Source organism: Aestuariispira ectoiniformans (assembly GCF_025136295.1).
In the GTDB taxonomy this organism is placed as follows: Bacteria; Pseudomonadota; Alphaproteobacteria; order UBA8366; family Aestuariispiraceae; genus Aestuariispira_A; species Aestuariispira_A ectoiniformans.
The window spans coordinates 3375028-3393215 of record NZ_CP062788.1 but is presented as its reverse complement, the minus strand read 5'-3'; the positions used below and the strand labels follow the sequence as shown (position 1 = coordinate 3393215).

Annotated in this window: 19 protein-coding genes; 4 read left to right on the top strand and 15 right to left on the bottom strand. The window is 58.3% G+C overall.

What is annotated here, in order from left to right; genetic code table 11:
• Positions 1–115: 115 nt before the first annotated feature.
• Complete coding sequence (locus IF205_RS15900) at positions 116–1318, top strand: MFS transporter (protein WP_259780340.1); 1203 nt, start codon at positions 116–118, stop codon at positions 1316–1318.
• Positions 1319–1344: 26 nt separating this feature from the next.
• On the opposite strand, the gene IF205_RS15895 is transcribed toward IF205_RS15900, so the two are convergent.
• From IF205_RS15895 to IF205_RS15880, 4 genes are read right to left on the bottom strand one after another with little or no spacing between them, the layout of a single operon-like run.
• On the bottom strand, positions 1345–2148 hold the full coding sequence (locus IF205_RS15895) for an ABC transporter permease (protein WP_259780339.1): 804 nt from the start codon (positions 2146–2148) through the stop codon (positions 1345–1347).
• Positions 2141–2752, bottom strand: a complete 612-nt coding sequence (locus tag IF205_RS15890) for an ABC transporter ATP-binding protein (RefSeq protein ID WP_259780338.1) — start codon at positions 2750–2752, stop codon at positions 2141–2143. The genes IF205_RS15895 and IF205_RS15890 overlap by 8 nt, the downstream gene beginning before the upstream one ends.
• Before the next feature lie 11 nt (positions 2753–2763).
• Entirely contained in the window at positions 2764–3546 is a 783-nt protein-coding gene (gene bioC, locus IF205_RS15885) for a malonyl-ACP O-methyltransferase BioC (protein ID WP_259780337.1), read from the bottom strand.
• The gene (locus IF205_RS15880; protein ID WP_259780336.1) at positions 3543–4175 is read right to left on the bottom strand and encodes a pimeloyl-ACP methyl esterase BioG family protein; all 633 of its coding nucleotides are present in this window, start codon (positions 4173–4175) and stop codon (positions 3543–3545) included. The genes bioC and IF205_RS15880 overlap by 4 nt, the downstream gene beginning before the upstream one ends.
• A 331-nt stretch (positions 4176–4506) precedes the next feature.
• Here IF205_RS15880 and IF205_RS15875 point away from each other — a divergent pair, with 331 nt between their 5' ends.
• The 3 genes from IF205_RS15875 to IF205_RS15865 all read left to right on the top strand — a co-directional run bounded on the left by IF205_RS15875 (position 4507) and on the right by IF205_RS15865 (position 7132).
• The gene (locus IF205_RS15875) at positions 4507–4815 is read left to right on the top strand and encodes an NINE protein (protein ID WP_259780335.1); all 309 of its coding nucleotides are present in this window, start codon (positions 4507–4509) and stop codon (positions 4813–4815) included.
• Between the two features lie 106 nt (positions 4816–4921).
• Positions 4922–6259 (top strand): NAD(P)/FAD-dependent oxidoreductase, encoded by a 1338-nt coding sequence (locus IF205_RS15870; RefSeq protein WP_259780334.1) that lies wholly within the window; start codon positions 4922–4924, stop codon positions 6257–6259.
• Between the two features lie 123 nt (positions 6260–6382).
• Positions 6383–7132 carry a substrate-binding periplasmic protein gene (locus IF205_RS15865; RefSeq protein ID WP_259780333.1) on the top strand — a complete coding sequence of 250 codons (750 nt, stop codon included), beginning with the start codon at positions 6383–6385 and terminating at the stop codon, positions 7130–7132.
• 67 nt (positions 7133–7199) lie between these two features.
• Here the strand turns inward: IF205_RS15865 and IF205_RS15860 are convergent, their stop codons facing one another.
• The 11 genes from IF205_RS15860 to IF205_RS15810 form a co-directional block, all read right to left on the bottom strand.
• Positions 7200–8417 carry an aminopeptidase P family protein gene (locus IF205_RS15860; protein WP_259780332.1) on the bottom strand — a complete coding sequence of 406 codons (1218 nt, stop codon included), beginning with the start codon at positions 8415–8417 and terminating at the stop codon, positions 7200–7202.
• 300 nt (positions 8418–8717) lie between these two features.
• Entirely contained in the window at positions 8718–10139 is a 1422-nt protein-coding gene (locus tag IF205_RS15855) for an RNA/DNA-binding domain-containing protein (protein WP_259780331.1), read from the bottom strand.
• A 191-nt stretch (positions 10140–10330) separates the two neighbouring features.
• Positions 10331–11035, bottom strand: a complete 705-nt coding sequence (locus tag IF205_RS15850) for a hypothetical protein (protein WP_259780330.1) — start codon at positions 11033–11035, stop codon at positions 10331–10333.
• Positions 11036–11249: 214 nt separating this feature from the next.
• Positions 11250–11990, bottom strand: coding sequence for a DUF2927 domain-containing protein (locus IF205_RS15845; RefSeq protein ID WP_259780329.1), 741 nt, complete (start codon positions 11988–11990; stop codon positions 11250–11252).
• A 244-nt stretch (positions 11991–12234) separates the two neighbouring features.
• A complete protein-coding gene (grxD, locus tag IF205_RS15840; RefSeq protein ID WP_259780328.1) occupies positions 12235–12576 on the bottom strand; it encodes a Grx4 family monothiol glutaredoxin in 342 nt (113 codons plus the stop codon).
• A 59-nt stretch (positions 12577–12635) separates the two neighbouring features.
• Positions 12636–12875: a BolA family protein gene (locus IF205_RS15835; protein ID WP_259780327.1), complete on the bottom strand. Its 240-nt coding sequence runs from the start codon at positions 12873–12875 to the stop codon at positions 12636–12638.
• A 35-nt stretch (positions 12876–12910) separates the two neighbouring features.
• Entirely contained in the window at positions 12911–15130 is a 2220-nt protein-coding gene (gene purL / locus IF205_RS15830) for a phosphoribosylformylglycinamidine synthase subunit PurL (RefSeq protein WP_259780326.1), read from the bottom strand.
• The gene (gene purQ / locus IF205_RS15825; RefSeq protein WP_259780325.1) at positions 15127–15816 is read right to left on the bottom strand and encodes a phosphoribosylformylglycinamidine synthase subunit PurQ; all 690 of its coding nucleotides are present in this window, start codon (positions 15814–15816) and stop codon (positions 15127–15129) included. The genes purL and purQ overlap by 4 nt, the downstream gene beginning before the upstream one ends.
• A 79-nt stretch (positions 15817–15895) precedes the next feature.
• On the bottom strand, positions 15896–16135 hold the full coding sequence (purS, locus tag IF205_RS15820) for a phosphoribosylformylglycinamidine synthase subunit PurS (protein WP_259780324.1): 240 nt from the start codon (positions 16133–16135) through the stop codon (positions 15896–15898).
• A 48-nt stretch (positions 16136–16183) separates the two neighbouring features.
• Positions 16184–16960 carry a phosphoribosylaminoimidazolesuccinocarboxamide synthase gene (purC, locus tag IF205_RS15815; RefSeq protein WP_259780323.1) on the bottom strand — a complete coding sequence of 259 codons (777 nt, stop codon included), beginning with the start codon at positions 16958–16960 and terminating at the stop codon, positions 16184–16186.
• 216 nt (positions 16961–17176) lie between these two features.
• Complete coding sequence (locus IF205_RS15810) at positions 17177–18133, bottom strand: ABC transporter substrate-binding protein (protein WP_259780322.1); 957 nt, start codon at positions 18131–18133, stop codon at positions 17177–17179.
• Positions 18134–18188: the final 55 nt, after the last annotated feature.

The following is an 18188-nucleotide window of genomic DNA, read 5'->3' as shown; positions in this document are numbered from 1 at the left end:
GAATTAAGGCCCAATTATCAATAGTCTTTCGTCTCCCCATCTTCGCGGACAGATGGATGCCGGACAGGGTTCGGCCGAAATTTGCAGAAATCCAACGCATCAGATGGGGAAATTCATGACATCGACAACTGAAGAGACTTTGGCGGCGGCGTCACCGTCAAACAGACTGCCTATGGCGGGCTTGTTGGCCCTGGCCATGACCTGTTTTCTTACCGTCCTGACAGAGGCAATGCCGGCAGGCCTGTTGCCCCAGATCAGTGCCGGCCTTGCTGTGACCGAGGCCATGGCCGGGCAGATGGTGACGGTGTTTGCCATTGGGATCGTCGCTGCTGCGATACCGCTAACGATGGCGACCAATCGTATGCGGCGGCGACCGCTGTTGCTGACTGCCATTTGCGGTTTTGCGATTGTGAATACAGTTACGGCTGTTTCGGATGACTATAACCTGATCCTGGTGGCCCGCTTCTTTGCAGGTGTTTTTGCAGGATTGTTCTGGTCATTGATGGCGGGCTATGCCACGCGTATGGTCGCGCCGCATTTGCAGGGACGGGCCATCGCCGTGGCGATGATTGGCGTGCCCCTGGCGCTTGCCCTGGGCATTCCGGCAGGCACTTTCTTGGGCGGAATTGTCGGTTGGCGTGCCGCCTTTGGTATTATGAGCCTCTTCACCGTGATCCTTATTGGTTGGGTCCTGGCGACCGTTCCGGATTTTCCCGGACAGGCGGCGGGACAACGGCGCTCTCTCATCCGGGTTTTCATGATGCCGGGCATCCGCTCCGTCCTTTTTGTGACGGTGGCCTTTGTGTTGGCCCATATGAGCCTTTACACCTATATCGCCCCCTTCGTTGCACGGGCGGGACTGGCGGATCAGGTGGATCTGGTCCTGTTGACCTTTGGCATTACGTCCATTGGCGGCACCTGGATCACCGGCCTGGTCATTGACCGCTGGCTTCGTCAGTTGGTGTTGGCAAGTGTGATGTTCTTTGGATTGGCTATGCTGGCGTTGGGGCTGTGGGGCGATGCGGCCATCCTGGTCTTTGCGGCGATCGCCCTGTGGGGGCTGGCGTTTGGCGGCGTGCCGACCCTGTTCCAGACAGCCTGCGCCAAAGCGGCAGGCGAAGCGGCGGATGTGGCCCAGTCGATGATGGTGACCGTCTGGAATATGGCAACTGCGGCTGGCGGTCTTGTCGGCGGCCTTCTACTGGAAAGCCAGGGTGCCGCCAGCTTTCCCTGGGCGGCCCTCGTTCTTTTGCTGCCGGTTCTGCTGACGATCTGGCGGGCAAAGTCGCATGGTTTCCCTGTCACAACGGAAGGCTGATGAAAAGGGCGGAGGAAACTTCGCCCTTATTTCTTCTCCTGTAACCGGTCCAGGCGTAGCCGGTCGCGTGTGTCGGTCAGGCGCCAGACGGCTCCATGGACGGCCATCAAGACGCCGATGCCTGTGGAACCGCCGATAAGGAACATGATCAGAAGCTGGTATTTGACGGCTTCTGTCGGCGGGACTCCGGCGAGAATCTGGCCGGTCATCATGCCGGGGAGGGCAACAAGCCCGGTGGCGGCCATGGAATTGATGATCGGCATGAAGCCGCTGCTGAGCGCCTGTCGGGTGAAGGGGCGCAAGGCCTGCCAGCGGCTGGCCCCCAGGATCAGTTGTGCCTCGATCGCTGGCTTTTCCCGCACCACCTGGGTCGTCAGGTTATGCAGGCCCAGGCTGATGCCGGTCATGCAATTGCCCAGCACCATGCCGAAAAGCGGGATTGCGAAGCGCGGATTATACCAGGGGTCGGCGCCGATCTGCGTTGTCAGCGCCAGTATGGTGATCAGCATACCGGCGGTAATCATGGTCAGCGTCCCCAGGCCATAGCCCCACCAGCCACGCAGCCGTCTTTCCTGCCGGGCCATGATCTCGCGTCCGGCGAACAGGCCCATGGCTAGCATTGCCAGCGCGGTCAGCCAGGGCGAAACCAGAGTGAAAAGGGTTTTCAGGACAAGCCCGACGAGAAAGAGCTGTACCACCATGCGCGCCGCGGCGATCAGCAACCGGCGTTCCAGCCGCAATTGCAACACCAGCGACAAGGCCGCATTCAACAATACCAGAAGAGAGGCAAGGCCCAGATCGACATAGCTGAGCTGGATATAGTCAGCCATCGGCCTTCTCCTCATCGCCCTGCAGGCGGCCTTTTGCCATGCGCAGGCAACACCGGGCGAGCCTGTCGGCCTGTTCCGGGTCATGAGTGACGAGAAGGATGGAAGTCCCGGTTGCCATTTGGTCCTGTAACAGATCCTCAACGGCATCCCGCGCGGTCCGGTCCAAAGCGGCGGTCGGCTCGTCCAGTAGCAGAACCGACGGCTTATTCAGGAGGCTGCGGATCAGGGCGAGGCGTTGGCGTTCTCCGGTGGACAGTCGGGCAATGGTCCAGTCCATGATTTCGCGGGGCAGCAGCAAATGTTCTGCCATATCTGCAGCTTTTTCGCGATCCGGGAAATGGTCTCCGACCGTATCCTCCCACCAGCCGGGTTCCGCCGGAAGATAGGCAACCAGTCGGCGCCATGTCGGGCCGGTCATGCCGCGCCAATCGCGGTTATCAAGCAGGATGCTGCCGTCACAGGGGTCGAGATCGGCGATGGCGCGCAGCAGAAGAGACTTGCCTGCCCCGGAGGGCCCCATGATGGCAAGGCAGTCGCCCTTGTCCAGCGTCAGTGACACTGGGCCCAGAAACGGATGGCGCAGGTCTTTGACGGTCAGGGCCAAGGCTGGTTCCTTTATTGCTTTCTGGCGATTACCCAGACAGGACAATAGGTTAGTGTCAGTTTGCCGTCTACGCAAAACCGGCTGCGATAATCTGCTTCGAATTGTGTCAGGCGACGGCGGCTCCAGGACTGGTTGGCAAGGGCGTTTACGCCGGTATCGCGGAGATGCCTGAGCAGGTCCAGCGCCGTGTCAAAATAGAGGACATGCCGGTCCTGATGGGCGTGGACCAGCTCAAGACCGTCGGGCAGCAGGCCTTCCCATTCATCTGCGTCGCGATATCCGGGGGCGGCGGCCTCTGACCCCAGGGCGCGCAGTTCGTGGAAGTGGTCATGGCCGAAGCCGCTCATGGCCAGCCAGCCGCCTGCGTTAAGCTGTTGGGTCAGGCGTGCTAGCAAGGCGTGATGATCGCCAATCCATTGCACGACGGAGGCAGAGGCGATCAGGTCCTGATTTGAGGGCAACTCGCATGTTTCTATCGCGCCTTCGATAAAATTCAGGCTTTTCACCTGGTCAGCCGCGCCGGCAAGCAGGCGATCCCGGGATTCTGAAACGATATCGTTCAGGGTCAACGCCTTGATCGTGAAAGTCTTGAGCAGGCTTTGCGTCAGGAAGCCGGTTCCCGCACCGAACTCGAAGACGCGGTTGAACAGCCGTTGGGGGGGTGCCGCCGCCAACAGGGCGACAAGCTCTACGGCGATGCCTTGCTGTATCAGGGCATTTTGATGGTAATTGCCCAGACTGCGCCGGAAGCTCTGTTGCACCTTGCTGAAGCTGTTCATTTTGCTGTCAGTCACGATACACCCAGGACTTCATTCCAGTGATGCCACAGGGGAAAGGGCACATGTGGGGCGTCAACCGTCAGGACACGGTCTGCCTGTGCTTCCCAGCTTCGTGTCAGATTTGCCGCGGGGAAGATACGGTCATTGCGGCTGATCCAGATGCGGTCGAATTGTGTATCGGGGGCGGAGCCTCGATCACGCACGGCCTCCAGTTCCGCCCGGCGTGCATCGACGTCGATGTCCTGGCGGGGCTGTGCCTCACCAAAACAAAGGGCAAGGAAGCCCTGATAGCTTTCTTCCGTGAGGCCTTTGACGGTTCGTTCGAACACGACCGGTGGAATGCCCATCCGCCGGTCCACCGGGGACAGGCTGCCCGTGATGGCGACTTTGCGGTTGAAAATATCGGGCCGACCGGCCAGCCAATGCGCAAAGGCGGCAACGCCGAACGACCAGGCGACTGCGGTGCGTTGGCTGTAGGCAGACAGGTCGGGCAGGTCGCTGTCCAGAGTGCGGTAATCGTCAACAAACAGCAGGTCCTGATCGCCTTGGAGATGCGAGAAGACGCCGGACCCGACGGCCCAGCCCCCGAAGATCACGATGATCCCACTGGCATCAGCGGTTTGTTTCAGCCATCCGACCTGCATTCATGTTCCCGCGTGCGACTGTGTTGATGCATTGCGCATACTATCAGGCGGTCTTGTGGCCTGTCGGAAGGCGGTTTGTCAATCAGGGCAAGGCACAGAAAAGGCCCCGGACCTTTGAAAAGTCCGGGGCAGTGCGCTCATTTGCCTGCCTCGGTCAACTAAGGCAGGGTAGGGGAATATGGGCTGTGAGGAAGGGGTTTAGTGATCAACCCAAAATCTCGCCTAACAAAATCAAATATAGAATTTTATCGTTAAAGATGCAAAGAAAATGGATATACAATCTGATGTATCTTTGATTTTCACGGGATGCGCCCGGTGGTAGACAAGGGGCATGAGCGAAAGTGACGATCATCGGATTTTCGAACCCAGGCCCCGCCGGTCCAGGCGGGCGTGGGCCTCTTCACCCTGGACCCTGGCAATTGCCTATGGATTGCTGGTTCTGGTGGGGGCGTTCGGAATCCATAATTTCTATCTGCGCAGGCCGATTTACGGGGCCTGCCAATTGATTGCCTGTCTGCTTGGCCTCCTGATGGTGAATCTGGGCTGGGGATTGACCGGGGGTGTCGTGTTGATGGGCGTTGTCCTGTCCCTTGCCTGGGATATGCTGACCATCCCGAAAGTGTTGCTGGACCGGCAATGACGTTATGACTTTTTGGTCTGGAATTATTCCGTTTTCTCAATTGTACGTGCATATAGGCCCGTGTAACGTCCCCGCTGCATAAAAATAAGGTGGCTCAGGGGACAAGATGCTTACCATCAGTGACAAATCGCCGATCCGGTTTCAGGATCACCTGCCGCAGGCCGTTGACGTCGTGGTTATCGGCGGTGGCGTGATCGGTGTATCGACCGCGCTGTATCTGGCGGAACGCGGGCAATCGGTCTTGTTATGCGAGAAGGGCCGCATTGCCGGTGAACAGTCCAGCCGCAACTGGGGCTGGATTCGCCAGCAGGGCCGCGACGAAGACGAACTGCCGATCATGATGGAAAGTCTCACCCTGTGGCAGGATCTGGCGCAGCGCGTCGGCGAGGATATCGGCTTTACCCAGCGGGGCATCTATTATCTGGCCGACGATGAAAAGGCGCTGGCGGACCATGAGGCCTGGGTAGCAATTGCCAAACAGCACCAGTTGGACAGCCATATCATTTCCGGTGCGGAACTTGACAAGCGACTGGATAGCGGCAAGCCGGGCCAATTCGCCGGGGCGCTTGTGACGCCCAGCGATGGCCGGGCGGAACCCAGTCTCGCCGTGCCGGCACTGGCGCGTTTGGCGCAGAAATCAGGGGTAACAGTCCGTGAAAACTGTGCGGCCCGCGTGGTGGAAACCACCAACGGGGCGGTGTCTGCCGTGGTGACCGAAGACGGTCCGGTTCAATGCCAGGCGGTGCTTTGCGCAGGCGGGGCGTGGTCGTCGCTGTTCCTGCGGAACCTGGGGATTTCCCTGCCGCAACTGGCGGTGAAATCCTGCGTGGCGCGGACGACGGCGGCGGGCAAAATCTTTGACGGGAATGCCTCGGCGAGCAACCTGTCCTTCCGGCCGCGTCTGGACGGGGGGTATACCGTGGCGCTGGGCGATACCCAGGAGCATTTCATCAGTGCTGACAGCTTCCGCTATTTCTTCGACTTCATGCCGGTGATGAAAGAAAGCTTCGGCGGCATGAAACTGCGTCTGGCGGGCAGTGAGACCCCGTTCTGGATGGGCAACCGCCGCTGGTCGGGCACGGAGAAAACACCGTTTGAGGAAACCCGCGTCCTGAACCCGCAGGCCAGTCCGGCGATGATTGCGGCGCTGAAAAAGCGGCTGGCGGAACGTCTGCCTGCCCTGGCGGATGTGGATATCGCCGAGACCTGGGCCGGGATGATCGACGCCATGCCCGATGTGGTGCCGGTGATGGACAAGGCGCCGGGCATCGAGGGCCTGTTTATCGGAACGGGGTTCAGCGGCCATGGTTTCGGCATCGGCCCCGGCGCGGGCAAGGTGCTGGCGGATATGATACAGGGACGGGACAGTGGCTATAATCTCAGCCGGTTCCGCTTTTCCCGCTTTACCGATGGCAGCAAGCTGAAACTTGGCCCCGCGCTCTGATTGTCGTCGCAGGCATAGTATTAGACAGCGGTTATGAATTTATATAACCTAGTGATATATCTGCCGGATTGGTAGATGGCTGCTGGCTTCTCGGGGGGAAAGAGAAGGCATGCGTTGAAAGGCTTGGGTAGAGGTAAAGTACTGAAAGTGCTGCGGTCGGTCGTGGTCACCGCGGCTGTCAGTATACCGGTTCTGTGGGGGCCATCCGCCCAAGCGGAGTTTTTGCGCATCCTGACCGAAAATTATCCGCCCTTTAACTATCCAACCGAAGATGGCGAGGTTGCGGGCCTGTCGACGGATATCGTGCGCCGCATTCTGGATGTGGCGAAGATCGACCACAGCCTGACGCTTTTGCCGTGGAAGCGCGCCTATCTGGAAACCCGGCGCACCGCCAATACCTGCCTCTATTCAACCGCCGAAACGCCGGACCGGACGGACGAGTTTCGCTGGATCGGGCCGATCCTGGAAAATGACTGGGTCCTCTTCACCCGCAAGGATCAGCCGATGACCATCGTCGATTTGGCGGACCTGAAAAGCCTGAATGTGGGCGGCTATGTGGGGGATGCCATCACCAGCTATCTGAGAGAGCAGGGGGTGAATATCGACGCGGCCCGCTCCGAAGAGCAGAACCTGAAAAAGCTGTTGGCGGGGCGGATCGACGTCTGGCCGTCGGGCCGGGTGATCGGCCATTATATCGCCAAAAAGGCCGGGCAGGCGGACGCCATCCGGGAAGTCTACCGCCTGCGCAAGGTCCGCGTCAGCATGGCCTGTAACCTGGACACCAGCGACAAGCTGATCCGGAAACTGCGCGATGCCTTGGCGAAGCTGCGCGTCAGCGGCGAGCTGGATATGCTTCAACGCGAGATTTTCTGACCAGTCTATGCCGACCTGAAGACCGCCACCCCCCGCGATGGCGGGGGCGACGGATAAGGCGTTGCCGTTAAATAATATTATGCCCCGGTCCATAGGGGAATTTGGTGATGTTCTCGGCGCTGTCCGCCCCCACGATCAGGATGTCATGCTCACGATAGCCGCCGGCGCCGGTCGTGCCTTCGGGGACCCAGAGCATGGGTTCCATGGAAACCACCATGCCTGCCTCAAGGACCGTGTCGATATCCTCGCGCAGTTCCAGCCCCGCCTCGCGGCCATAGTAATGGCTGAGGATGCCGAAACTGTGGCCATAGCCGAAGCTGCGATACTGCAACAGGTTCAGTTCGGCGAAGAAACGGTTCAGCTCCTCACAGATTTCCGCACAGGATATCCCCGGCTTGATCAGCGACAGGCCCAGTTCATGCGCGGCCACATTGGCCTCCCACAGGCGTAGGCTCTCCGCGTCCGGCTGGCCCAGGAACAGGGTGCGTTCCAGCGCGGTGTAATAGGCGGAGATCATCGGGAAGCAGTTGAGGCTCAGGATATCGCCCTGTTTGAGCTCCCGTGTGGTGACGGGGTTATGCGCGCCGTCGGTGTTCAGCCCTGCCTGGAACCAGACCCAGGTATCGCGCAGCTCGCTGTCGGGATGGCTGCGCGCGATTTCCAGCTCCATCGCATCGCGCCCGGCGATTGCCACGTCGATTTCCCGGGCGCCCTCGCGGATGGCGGCATGAATGGCTTCCCCGCCGATATCGGCGATGCGCGCGCCCTCGCGGATCAGGGCCAGTTCCTCGTCCGATTTCAACATGCGCTGGGCCATGGTGTCCGGGGCGATATTCACAAGCTCCGGCATGTCCAGCATGTCTTCCAGCGTGTTGCAGGCACTGACCGTCAGGTGATCCCCCTCGATGCCGAGGCGCGTGGCCCCGCCGATCAGGTCACGCACGGCGCGCCAGTAATTGTCCCGCTGCCAGTCGGTATAGATCACATTGTCGCCATGGGAGCGCCGCCAGGGCTGTCCACCGTCGATATTGGCGCTGACGGTGGTGCATTTGTCCTGCGTCACCACACAGGCATAGGGACGGCCGAAACTGCAATAGAGGAAGCCCGAATAATAGGCGATGTTATGCATGGATGTCAGCAGCACGGCGGGAATATCACGCTCCGCCATGATCCGGCGCAGGCCCGCCAGGCGGCGGTCATATTCACCCTGGCTGAAGGGCAGGGGGGCTTTGTCGCCGTTGTGGCAGGTGAATGTATCCGGGCGTTTGATTTCGTTAGACATCATCGTCTCCACGTCTGGCCGGACGGGCGATGACCGCCCGGCGGTTCATCCGGGCGTACAGGACGGTGATCATCATGTGATGAAAATCGCGACTAACCGGGCGACGCCATCGCCCATGCGCATAGGGACATTAAGGGTGAAGGGGGCGGGGTGTCAATTGGCCATTCACACCCCATCGTCATGCCCGGACTTGATCCGGGCATCTATGAGGGCAATGGTGCTTCCGATGGAATTCCAATAAAGCGGAGGCTATATAAGTCGGCTAAGTTGGCGGGCCACGTGCGCATCGCCCAAGGGCTATGGCTAGCTTTCAATGCTGTTGTTTGACGAGTACGATTTGCCAGCCTCCGTAAGGCGCCAAGCTGATTTCGGTCCAGCGAGCCCAGGTACTCTTTCGATGTAGCCTTCGTCCCGCAGTTTATAGAATTCAATTTTGACGAGGTTCTCAGATTTTATTCCCGTGATATCTCGGGCTTGTCGGTTTGTTATTTGGTCATTGGACTGTAGGAACTGAATTATGGCGGCAGTAGGAGCGGCCAAAGGCGAATGAGGTAATGTAACCTTTAGGTAGTTTCCTTGCTCTTCAATAATGGGTGCTTTAAGCCCAAACTCTTTCATCTTTTGGAAAGTGGTATTCAGGCCTTCCCCCAAATCCTTATTAGGTGGATTTTTATACCGATTCAATGTCCTAACGAGCTTGGGGTTCCGGGAAAAACGGGCTTCTAGAATGTTGTCGACATTAACATAACCAGGAAGCTTGCCGGGGCTTAGGATTTCAATTCGGTTATCAAATATGAGAATATGGCAATCGTCGGATATTGAGTAGTCACGGTGAATCACAGCATTCACTATGGTTTCCCAGATGGCTTCTGGCGGGTAATTAAGACTTTTTAGTCCGTCTGGTGTCCAAACCTCTACAGCAGACATAATGTCTACTGTTTTACGAACTGCTTCATTAATTGCGCGGTAACTTGGGCCCTCTACTGTAATTTGCTCGGCGAGATGGTCCCGCTCTGGGTCTTCTTCTTTGGTTTGGTACCTAGATATTTTTATGGCGCATTTTTTGGGTACTACAACGCTAGGGTTTGGGTGAAACAACAATGCGCAAACTGTTCTAGGCTGCCAAGTCTTATAATCTAAAAGGTTTTGGTTGATCGCAAATTCCAAGGGATCTGTATGAGGAGAGTGATCCGCGAGAAAGGTGGAAATCTCATCGGTCTCAATTACTTGTTCTGTTGGGGTGGCGGTCAGGAGTGCGTCCTCATAGGACATTGCCCCCTTAGCGAAACTCAATTGACTTATTCTTTCCGGATCCTTGACGGGCAATGACTGGGCTCCTTGACGCAAGTAAATGTTTTCGTCTGAAGTTGCCGCTACTTCGGAACCCTTTTCAATAAGTACCCGCAATGCATACCCTGGTGTACTACTCCTCTTTAGAAACTCATAACGCAAATCTAGCGAAGGCTTGACATTAAACAGTGCCTGTAGATGCCCATTTAGCTTTTCAATTTCAGCTATGCCTTCCCAACGATCCTCTGGCGTTTGCCCGTTTTCTTTATCACGAATACCAACAATAAGCTCACCACCATCGGCGTTAGAGAAGGCGACTGCAATCTTTTGGATACCTCGGCCTTTAATGGATGATTCTTTAACGTCGAAAAAATGACTTTCATCTCTATCGGTGAGAGCTTTGTATTCTTCATCGCTTAGAGTAGTTGTCTTCACGCCGGACTCCATATTATGAGAGAAACAATTATAAATTCTTCCAAGGGTAGCATAAGAGATTTTTTGAGTTTCAGTAAAAGCGAATAACTCGTGTTGAAAATGCGATCTAAGGTCAAGAATCCGCCCTTTGAGGGGCGGGTTTCAAGTCTCGCTAACACATTAACCGCTCAAGCTTCCCACTCCCACCCACCTCACTCCTTCTGCACCGGGGCGGGGACGGCCAGGGTGTAGGAGGTGACTTCCTCCACCGGGGCTTGCAGCGGGCCCATCCAGCGATAATGCAGCGGGTCGAACAGCCAGAGCGCGTCGGCGGTCCGCACGGCGACTGAGCCGTCGACCTGGGCCATTTCCACGGTCTCGCCTCCGGCGTCCAGTTCCGCCACCCATTTCAGGTCAAGCGGATGCCAGACCCAGACCTTGGTCTTGGAGCGGGCGACGATGAAGTCGCGGTCCTGCACGCCGAGTGTGACGGTGGCCGCATTGGGCGGCGTCTGGTCGTCGCCGCTGACGGCACCCGATGAGGAGGAGGATGAACTGCTGGAACCGCCGCCTGCGGGCGGCCAGACCGGCGGCCAGGGCCAGAAGGGCGGCCACCAGGGCGGCTGGGGCCCGACGGGCGGTTGCGGCGGGGGCGGGGTGAAGTTTTCGGGATGCTCGATCAGCTCCCCCAGGTCCTTCATCTCCTGGTCGAGGTCTTCGGCCTTCTTCTCCAGGATCAGTTCCTGCAGGTCGGCAAAGCGGTCCGGCACGTCCTGCAGGATTTCCTTTGCCAGGTCGGTCAGGCCGACATCCTTGGCGATTTCCTTGATGATTTCGATTTTCAGCTCAATGGCTTCTTCCTGCCCCTGCAATTCCTGCACATAGGGGTCGAAAGGGTCCTGTTCTTCCTCCGGCATGGCTGATCTCCCCTGATTGTCGCAACGACCGCGCTGTCAAAGATAGTCCTCATGCGGCCAGCCCTGGCGCGCATCGATCCCATACTGTCGTCTAAGGTGATTAGAAGGCTAATCATATCACGCTCTGCGGTGGAGCGCGACCGAATAGGATCGTCAGTTGGTGGCGGGTTGGGAGAGATCAACAAGTGCGGGTTGGTTTTCCTGTCGGAGGCCTCTATCCCGCAACCGTCAGGATATCATTCAGAACCGCGCGGACCTGTGCCTCGTCCATGCCCGGCTTGAGGGCGGGGTGGTAGAGGGTTTTGAGCAGGTTCAGGTCGGTCTCTGTGCCTTCGATCCGCCCCTGTTCGCGGTCCAGGAAGGTGGAGTAGCCGTGGGCATTTCCATCCGTGAAGTCGTTAAGCCCGAGGGTTTGGAAAATCTGCCGGGTCAGGCAGAACTTCAATTCTTCCCGTGATCCAGCCAGTGGCAGCAGGGACAGCGTCTGCGCGATTCCTCTGTCGTTCGGAGCCGTGGAGCTGATGGTCATGCCCGTATCCTTCAAGGACATGCGCCCGCTGCGCAGGCCTTGTTGTTGAATATCGATAGCGGTCAGGTGATGATCCTCGGTAAGGAAGTTGGCGCATGCCGCATTTTCCTCGATAGAGGCATAGGGCATCAGACCATAGTCCCAGTCTCCTTCGTGGACCAATTGTGGGTCGAGGCTCAACTCATTGTAGATCCAGGTCAGTTCCGCCAGAAATTCCTGTAGAAAATCCCGATAGTCGGCCATTTTCTGCGTCGAAGGCCAGATGATGATCCGGGTTGGGGATGTTCGTTTCCGGATGACCGGCGCACGGCCCTCACCATTCCAGGCCTGGCCCATGCCACAACCTTTCAGGAAAAGCTCTATGAAATAATTGCGGTCGTTCTCGGAGATAAAGGTGAAATCGTTGTTCTGTTCGTTGTCTGTCATGTTGTTTTTGAAAAGTGGTGCCGCGCTTCTGTCCTCTCTCGCTGACTTCAGGTCGCTACACCTACTCATTCTCCCCCCGTTAGTTTGAATGTGCCAAAGTGCCAATTCTTCCAATGGTTTAATCTTATGAAAAGAAGGGGACGTTTTTCAACAGGGCGAGGGGGAGAAGGACAAAAAACCGCCCCCCGATCTCTCGAGGGGCGGTTTTTTTGTGTCTTGTCGTCGCGCGTTGGGCGCGTGGGGCTTAGGCGTCCTGCTGGAGTTCTACGCCTTTGGCTTCGAACGTCTGGGTCAGTTCGCCGGATTCGAACATTTCCCGGATGATGTCACAGCCGCCGACGAATTCACCCTTGATGTAGAGCTGGGGGATGGTCGGCCAGTTGGAGAATTCCTTGATGCCTTCGCGGATCGCCATGTCTTCCAGCACGTTGATGCCTTTGAACGGCGCGCCAATGTGGTTCAGCACCTGGACGACCGCTGCGGAGAAACCGCATTGCGGGAAGACCGGGGTGCCTTTCATGAACAGCACCACGTCGGTGCCGTTGATTTCCGCCTGGATCCGTTCTGCTACCGGATTGTCGCTCATAATCGTCTCTTCCTAATCTTGATCAGTGTCGGGCCCGCTTAGGGACAAGTCTAAAAGGTTTATGCGTCCTCGGGAACAGCGGTCTGCAGGGCAAGAGCGTGAAGCTCGTTGCCCATGCGCCCCTTGAGCGCGTCATAGACCATCTGATGCTGTTGCACCCGGGACTTGCCTTTGAAAGCGGAGGATTTCACATAGGCCGCATAATGGTCGCCATCGCCGCGCAGGTCGTTGATGATGACCTCCGCATCCGGTAGCGATTCCTTGATGAAGCGTTCGATATCCGCCTGGTTCATCGGCATGCTTGTTCTCTCCCTAACAATAAGCTCAAGGCGTCTTACGCCTCGCTCGCCATGTAATTTGGCAGCCAGCCTTCATGGGCGTCCTTGAGTTCCGTCAAGGAGATGGTGTCATCTTCCCCAACCTTCAAGGCATCGCCGCCGGTGGTCCCGACGATTGCCGCACGCACGCCGGCCTCTGCCGCTTTGCGGAGGATCGTATCAGCGTCCTCTGTCGCGATCAAATAGCGTGCCTGGTCTTCACCGTAAAGGAATGCATGCAGCGGCGCATTGACGCCGTCCGGCTGAACCAGATCGACCCCGATGTTGCCTGCCAGCGCCATGTCGGCGGCGGCACAGATCAGGCCCCCGTCGCTCAGGTCGTGGGCGGCGGATACCAGACCGTCCAGGATCATACCGCGGACGAAATCACCGTTGCGGCGTTCCTGGTCCAGGTCGACCGGCGGCGGTGCGCCTTCCTCGCGGCCCTCGATCTCGCTGAGATAAAGCGAGTTGCCGAGCCAGCCGGAGGTCTGGCCTACCAGCACCAGCGTCTGGCCTTCGGCCTTCAGCGGGATGCTTGCAGCCTTGGCCACGTCGTCGATCACACCGATACCGCCGATAACCGGGGTGGGGAGGATCGCCTCGCCGTTGGTCTCGTTGTAAAGCGAGACGTTGCCGGAAACGACAGGGAAGTCCAGCGCGATGGCGGCTGCCGACATGCCTTTGATGGCGCCCACGAACTGGCCCATGATCTGCGGGCGTTCCGGGTTGCCGAAGTTCATGTTGTTGGTGATCGCCAGCGGCTTTGCACCGGTCGCGGTGATGTTACGCCAGCATTCGGCCACGGCCTGCTTGCCGCCGTTTTCCGGGTCTGCCTTCACATAACGCGGGGTGCAGTCGCTGCTGATCGCGATGCCCTTGGTGCGGCCCGGCACGCGGACCAGCGCCGAATCACCACCCGGAGCCTGGACCGTCTGACCCATGACCAGATGGTCATATTGTTCCCAGATCCAGCGTTTGGACGCCATGTTGGGCGACCCCATGATCTGTTTCAGCGTCGCCGTCATGCTTTCCGGCGCTTTTACGTCGCTGGCGGAAATGGTGAGGGCCGCCGGGGTCGGTTCCCAGGGGCGTTCATACATCGGGCTGGCGTCGACCAGCGGCGGAACCGGGATATCACCAACGGTCTCGCCTTCCCATTTCAGGGTCAGGTGACGGGTGTCGGTGACGGTGCCGATGACGGCAAAGTCCAGTTCCCATTTCTCGAAGATGGCGCGGGCCTCGTCTTCACGGCCGGGCTTCAGGACCATGAGCATACGCTCCTGGCTTTCCGACAGCATGAATTCGTAAGGCGTCATGCCCTGTTCGCGGGCGGGAACCTTGTCCAGCCACAGTTCGATACCGACCTCTCCCTTGTCGGCCATCTCCACGGAAGAGGAGGTGAGGCCGGCGGCGCCCATGTCCTGGATGGAGACGATGGCATCGGTTGCCATCAGTTCAAGGCAGGCTTCCAGCAGCAGTTTTTCGGTGAAGGGGTCACCGACCTGCACGGTCGGGCGCTTCGCCTCGTTATCCTCGGAGAATTCGGCAGAGGCCATGGTGGCGCCGTGGATGCCGTCGCGGCCGGTCTTGGAACCGACATAGACGACCGGGTTCCCCAGGCCGGAGGCCTTGGAATAGAAAATCTTGTCCGTATTGGCGAGGCCCACGGTCATGGCGTTGACCAGGATGTTGCCGTTATAGGCCGCGTGGAAATTGGTTTCCCCGCCAACCGTAGGCACGCCCATGCAGTTGCCGTAACCGCCGATGCCTTCCACGACACCGCTTACCAGATGGCGGGTCTTGGCGTGGTCCGGGCTGCCGAAACGCAGGGCGTTGATGTTGGCGATCGGGCGTGCGCCCATGGTGAAGACGTCGCGCATGATGCCGCCGACGCCGGTCGCCGCACCCTGATAGGGCTCGATATAGGACGGGTGGTTGTGGCTTTCCATCTTGAAGATGGCAGCCTCGCCGTCGCCGATATCGACCACACCGGCGTTTTCGCCCGGGCCCTGGATGACCTGTTCACCCTTGGTCGGCAGCTGTTTCAGCCAGAAGCGGCTGGACTTGTAGGAACAGTGTTCGGACCACATGACGGAGAAGATGCCGAGCTCGGTAAAGTTCGGCGCGCGGCCCATGATGTCGAGGAGAACGTTGTATTCTTCCTCGTTGATCCCGTGTTCGGCCACCAGTTCCGGCGTGATCGGGGTGCTGTTGAATTTTTCGTTGGCGCTCACGATGCTGCCTCCACCATGCTTTTGAACAGGCCACAACCGTCGGTCCCGCCGTGCAGCGGGTCGATGGCGTTTTCCGGATGCGGCATCATGCCCAGCACATTGCCTTCCTCGTTCAGGATGCCCGCGATGTTACGCTGGGACCCGTTCAGGTTGGTGGCGGGGTCGACCGTGCCGTCCGCATCGCAATAGCGCAGGACCACGCGGCCTTCGCCTTCCAGGCGGTCCAGTGTTTCGCTGTCTGCGAAATAGTTGCCGTCGTGATGGGCCACCGGATATTCAACCACCTGACCTTCGTCATACTGGTTGGTAAAGCGGGTGACTTCGTTTTCGATTTTCAGATGCGCGCGCTTGCAGATGAATTTCAGGCTGGCGTTGCGCATCAGCGCACCCGGCAGCAGGCCTGCCTCGGTCAGGATCTGGAAGCCGTTGCACACACCCAGGATGGTCACACCCTGTTTGGCGCGTTCGGCAACCGCACGCATGACCGGCGATTTGGCGGCCATGGCGCCTGCGCGCAGATAGTCCCCATAGGAGAACCCGCCCGGCACCATGATGATATCGGCCTTGGGCAGGTCGGTTTCGCCATGCCAGACCAGTTCCGGCGTGGAGCCGGTCGCCTGCGTCAGCGCGGCGATGGCGTCATTTTCCCGGTTGATGCCGGGGAAGAGAATGACAGCGGACTTCATGAGATGTCGTCCCTTGCGAATAGGTTTTTACTTTGTCCGATATGCGAAGGTCCCGCATCGGCGGGACCTTTAGGCGGCATTATGCCAGCTCGATCGCGTAGTCTTCGATCACTGTATTGGCGAGCAGCTTCTTGCACATGGCGTCCACATGCTCTTTCGCCTTCGCGGTGTCGGTCTCGGCGATATCCAATTCAATCACCTTGCCCTGGCGCACCTCGTTCACACCGTCGAAGCCGAGCGCGCCCAAGGCATGTTCGATGGCTTTGCCCTGCGGGTCGAGAACGCCGGTCTTCAGCGTGATGTAAACTTTTGCTTTCACTATAAAATCCTCCAGCTTTGCTTTTGACGGTGGGGAGAATGACTGCGATTACTCGTCGCCGGATTCGTTCTCAACCAGTTGAAGTTCGGCAACGCCGCCTTCCGGCAGGATACCCAGACGCCGGGCCACTTCCTGATAGGCCTCTTCCACCCCGCCCATGTCACGGCGGAAGCGGTCCTTGTCCATCTTTTCGTTGGTCTTGGCGTCCCACAGACGGCAGTTGTCGGGGCTGATTTCATCAGCCAGGACAATGCGCATCTCGCCGTTTTCGTCATAGATACGGCCGAATTCCAGTTTGAAATCGACCAGTTTGATGCCGATGCCCGTGAATACGCCGCACAGGAAGTCGTTGATACGCAGGGACATGGCGAGCAGGTCGTCGATGTCCTGAGGGCTGGCCCAGCCGAAGGCGGTGATATGCTCTTCGGAGATCAGCGGGTCGCCCAACTCGTCGGACTTGTAGCAATATTCAACGATGGAGCGGGGCAGGACGGTACCTTCCGGGATCCCCAATCGTTTGGACATGGAACCGGCCGCCACATTGCGGATGATCACTTCTACCGGGATGATCTCCACTTCGCGAACAAGCTGTTCGCGCATGTTCAGGCGGCGGATGAAATGGGTCGGGATGCCGATATCATGCAGACGGAGCATCAGGAACTCCGAAATGATGTTATTCAACACGCCTTTGCCATTGATGGTGCCCTTTTTCTGGGCGTTGAACGCGGTTGCGTCGTCTTTGAAATACTGAATGACAGTACCCGGCTCCGGTCCGGAGAACAGAACCTTTGCCTTGCCTTCGTAGAGCTTGGTGCGTCTGGCCATTTTACGCGACTTCCCTGCAAATAAGGGGTCAACGGGGGCGGGACCCGAACAATGTCCAAAAAGGTCTACCGCCAGTGTGCGGCGTTCCTATAACAGGAGTCTCTGGAGGATACAATCGGTAAGGGCTGTTTTGCGGGAAATGAAATCCTTGCTGACAGTATTTAAACTCGTGGATACCCGGATCAAGTCCGGGCATGATGGAAAAAGCGCAGCGGCCTAACGGCACATCCAGTCGGACCAGGTATCTTCATGTTTGTCGAGCCAGCTTTGGGCGACGGTCTGGGCGGGTTTGTTCTGCATATCCACCCGATAGGCGAGTTGTTGCAGGTCGTGGTCGTCGAATTCCATGTTTTTGAGGATACGATAGGCGCAGGGGTGGGCGTATTGGAAATTGGCCCAGGCCACTTTCATCAACCGGTCGCGCACGATGATGTTGCAGTCATGGGTTTTCTTCGGATTCGGGCCCCAGGCCGGGTCGGTGAGGCAGGCGGGTTCGAAGGCGGGGAAATCCACATATTCGCCCTTGAAGGTGACATTGCTCCAATGGGTCGTCCAGTTATAGAACAGGATCGGTTCATGGTTGCGATAGGCGTTGCGGAAGGCGGTCCAGAAAGCCCGGTCATAGCGCACGCGTAAGGCCTTGAAGGGCAGGCCCAGCGCATCGATCCGCAGGTTTTCCGCGTTATCCCAGATACCCGCAATATAGCGGCCCTTGGGTGCGGTTTCACCGGTCTGGAAGACCTTGGCGCATTTCCTGAGCGCATGCCAGTCGGGCAGGCCGGGGCAGCGTTCCTTCATATAGCCGGGATACCACCAGCCCTCCCGACCGTGGGCGGTATGATATCCGACCACCTTGATATCACCGCTTTTTATTGCGCTATCGAATGCATAGGCCGCTGACGTTGCCCAGGCTTCGACCTGAACATGGGCCGCCCCCCGGGCCAATGCGCCAAACTGGTTTGCAATGTCGAGTTCTGTTTCAGCAACGTCAAAGCCGTTTCGGCGCAGAAGGTCGGCATAAACCTCGGTGAGTACCTGCTGGCTTGCCCAATTGTTGAGAATGAGGACAATGGCCCCGTCACGATGCTGGCTCGCCCAAACGCCGGACGAGGCCAGCGCCGCCAGAAAAGCCGCCAACAGCGCGACAATAATGCGGAATCCAACATCCATCATGCTTCCCGCTTTCAACGACCATATAAATCGGCCTTTTTTGTATCAGGTCAGGTGA

What these genes read in the sequence shown, in the direction of transcription:
- IF205_RS15875 (WP_259780335.1), top strand. Translation starts at nt 4,507, where the DNA reads ATGAGCGAAAGTGACGATCATCGGATTTTCGAACCCAGGCCCCGCCGG.
- purQ (WP_259780325.1), bottom strand. Translation starts at nt 15,816, where the DNA reads ATGAAGTCCGCTGTCATTCTCTTCCCCGGCATCAACCGGGAAAATGAC.
- IF205_RS15835 (WP_259780327.1), bottom strand. Translation starts at nt 12,875, where the DNA reads ATGCCGATGAACCAGGCGGATATCGAACGCTTCATCAAGGAATCGCTA.
- grxD (WP_259780328.1), bottom strand. Translation starts at nt 12,576, where the DNA reads ATGAGCGACAATCCGGTAGCAGAACGGATCCAGGCGGAAATCAACGGC.
- IF205_RS15880 (WP_259780336.1), bottom strand. Translation starts at nt 4,175, where the DNA reads ATGCAGGTCGGATGGCTGAAACAAACCGCTGATGCCAGTGGGATCATC.
- IF205_RS15860 (WP_259780332.1), bottom strand. Translation starts at nt 8,417, where the DNA reads ATGATGTCTAACGAAATCAAACGCCCGGATACATTCACCTGCCACAAC.
- IF205_RS15810 (WP_259780322.1), bottom strand. Translation starts at nt 18,133, where the DNA reads ATGATGGATGTTGGATTCCGCATTATTGTCGCGCTGTTGGCGGCTTTT.
- IF205_RS15870 (WP_259780334.1), top strand. Translation starts at nt 4,922, where the DNA reads ATGCTTACCATCAGTGACAAATCGCCGATCCGGTTTCAGGATCACCTG.
- purC (WP_259780323.1), bottom strand. Translation starts at nt 16,960, where the DNA reads ATGGCCAGACGCACCAAGCTCTACGAAGGCAAGGCAAAGGTTCTGTTC.
- IF205_RS15895 (WP_259780339.1), bottom strand. Translation starts at nt 2,148, where the DNA reads ATGGCTGACTATATCCAGCTCAGCTATGTCGATCTGGGCCTTGCCTCT.
- IF205_RS15845 (WP_259780329.1), bottom strand. Translation starts at nt 11,990, where the DNA reads ATGACAGACAACGAACAGAACAACGATTTCACCTTTATCTCCGAGAAC.
- IF205_RS15850 (WP_259780330.1), bottom strand. Translation starts at nt 11,035, where the DNA reads ATGCCGGAGGAAGAACAGGACCCTTTCGACCCCTATGTGCAGGAATTG.
- IF205_RS15900 (WP_259780340.1), top strand. Translation starts at nt 116, where the DNA reads ATGACATCGACAACTGAAGAGACTTTGGCGGCGGCGTCACCGTCAAAC.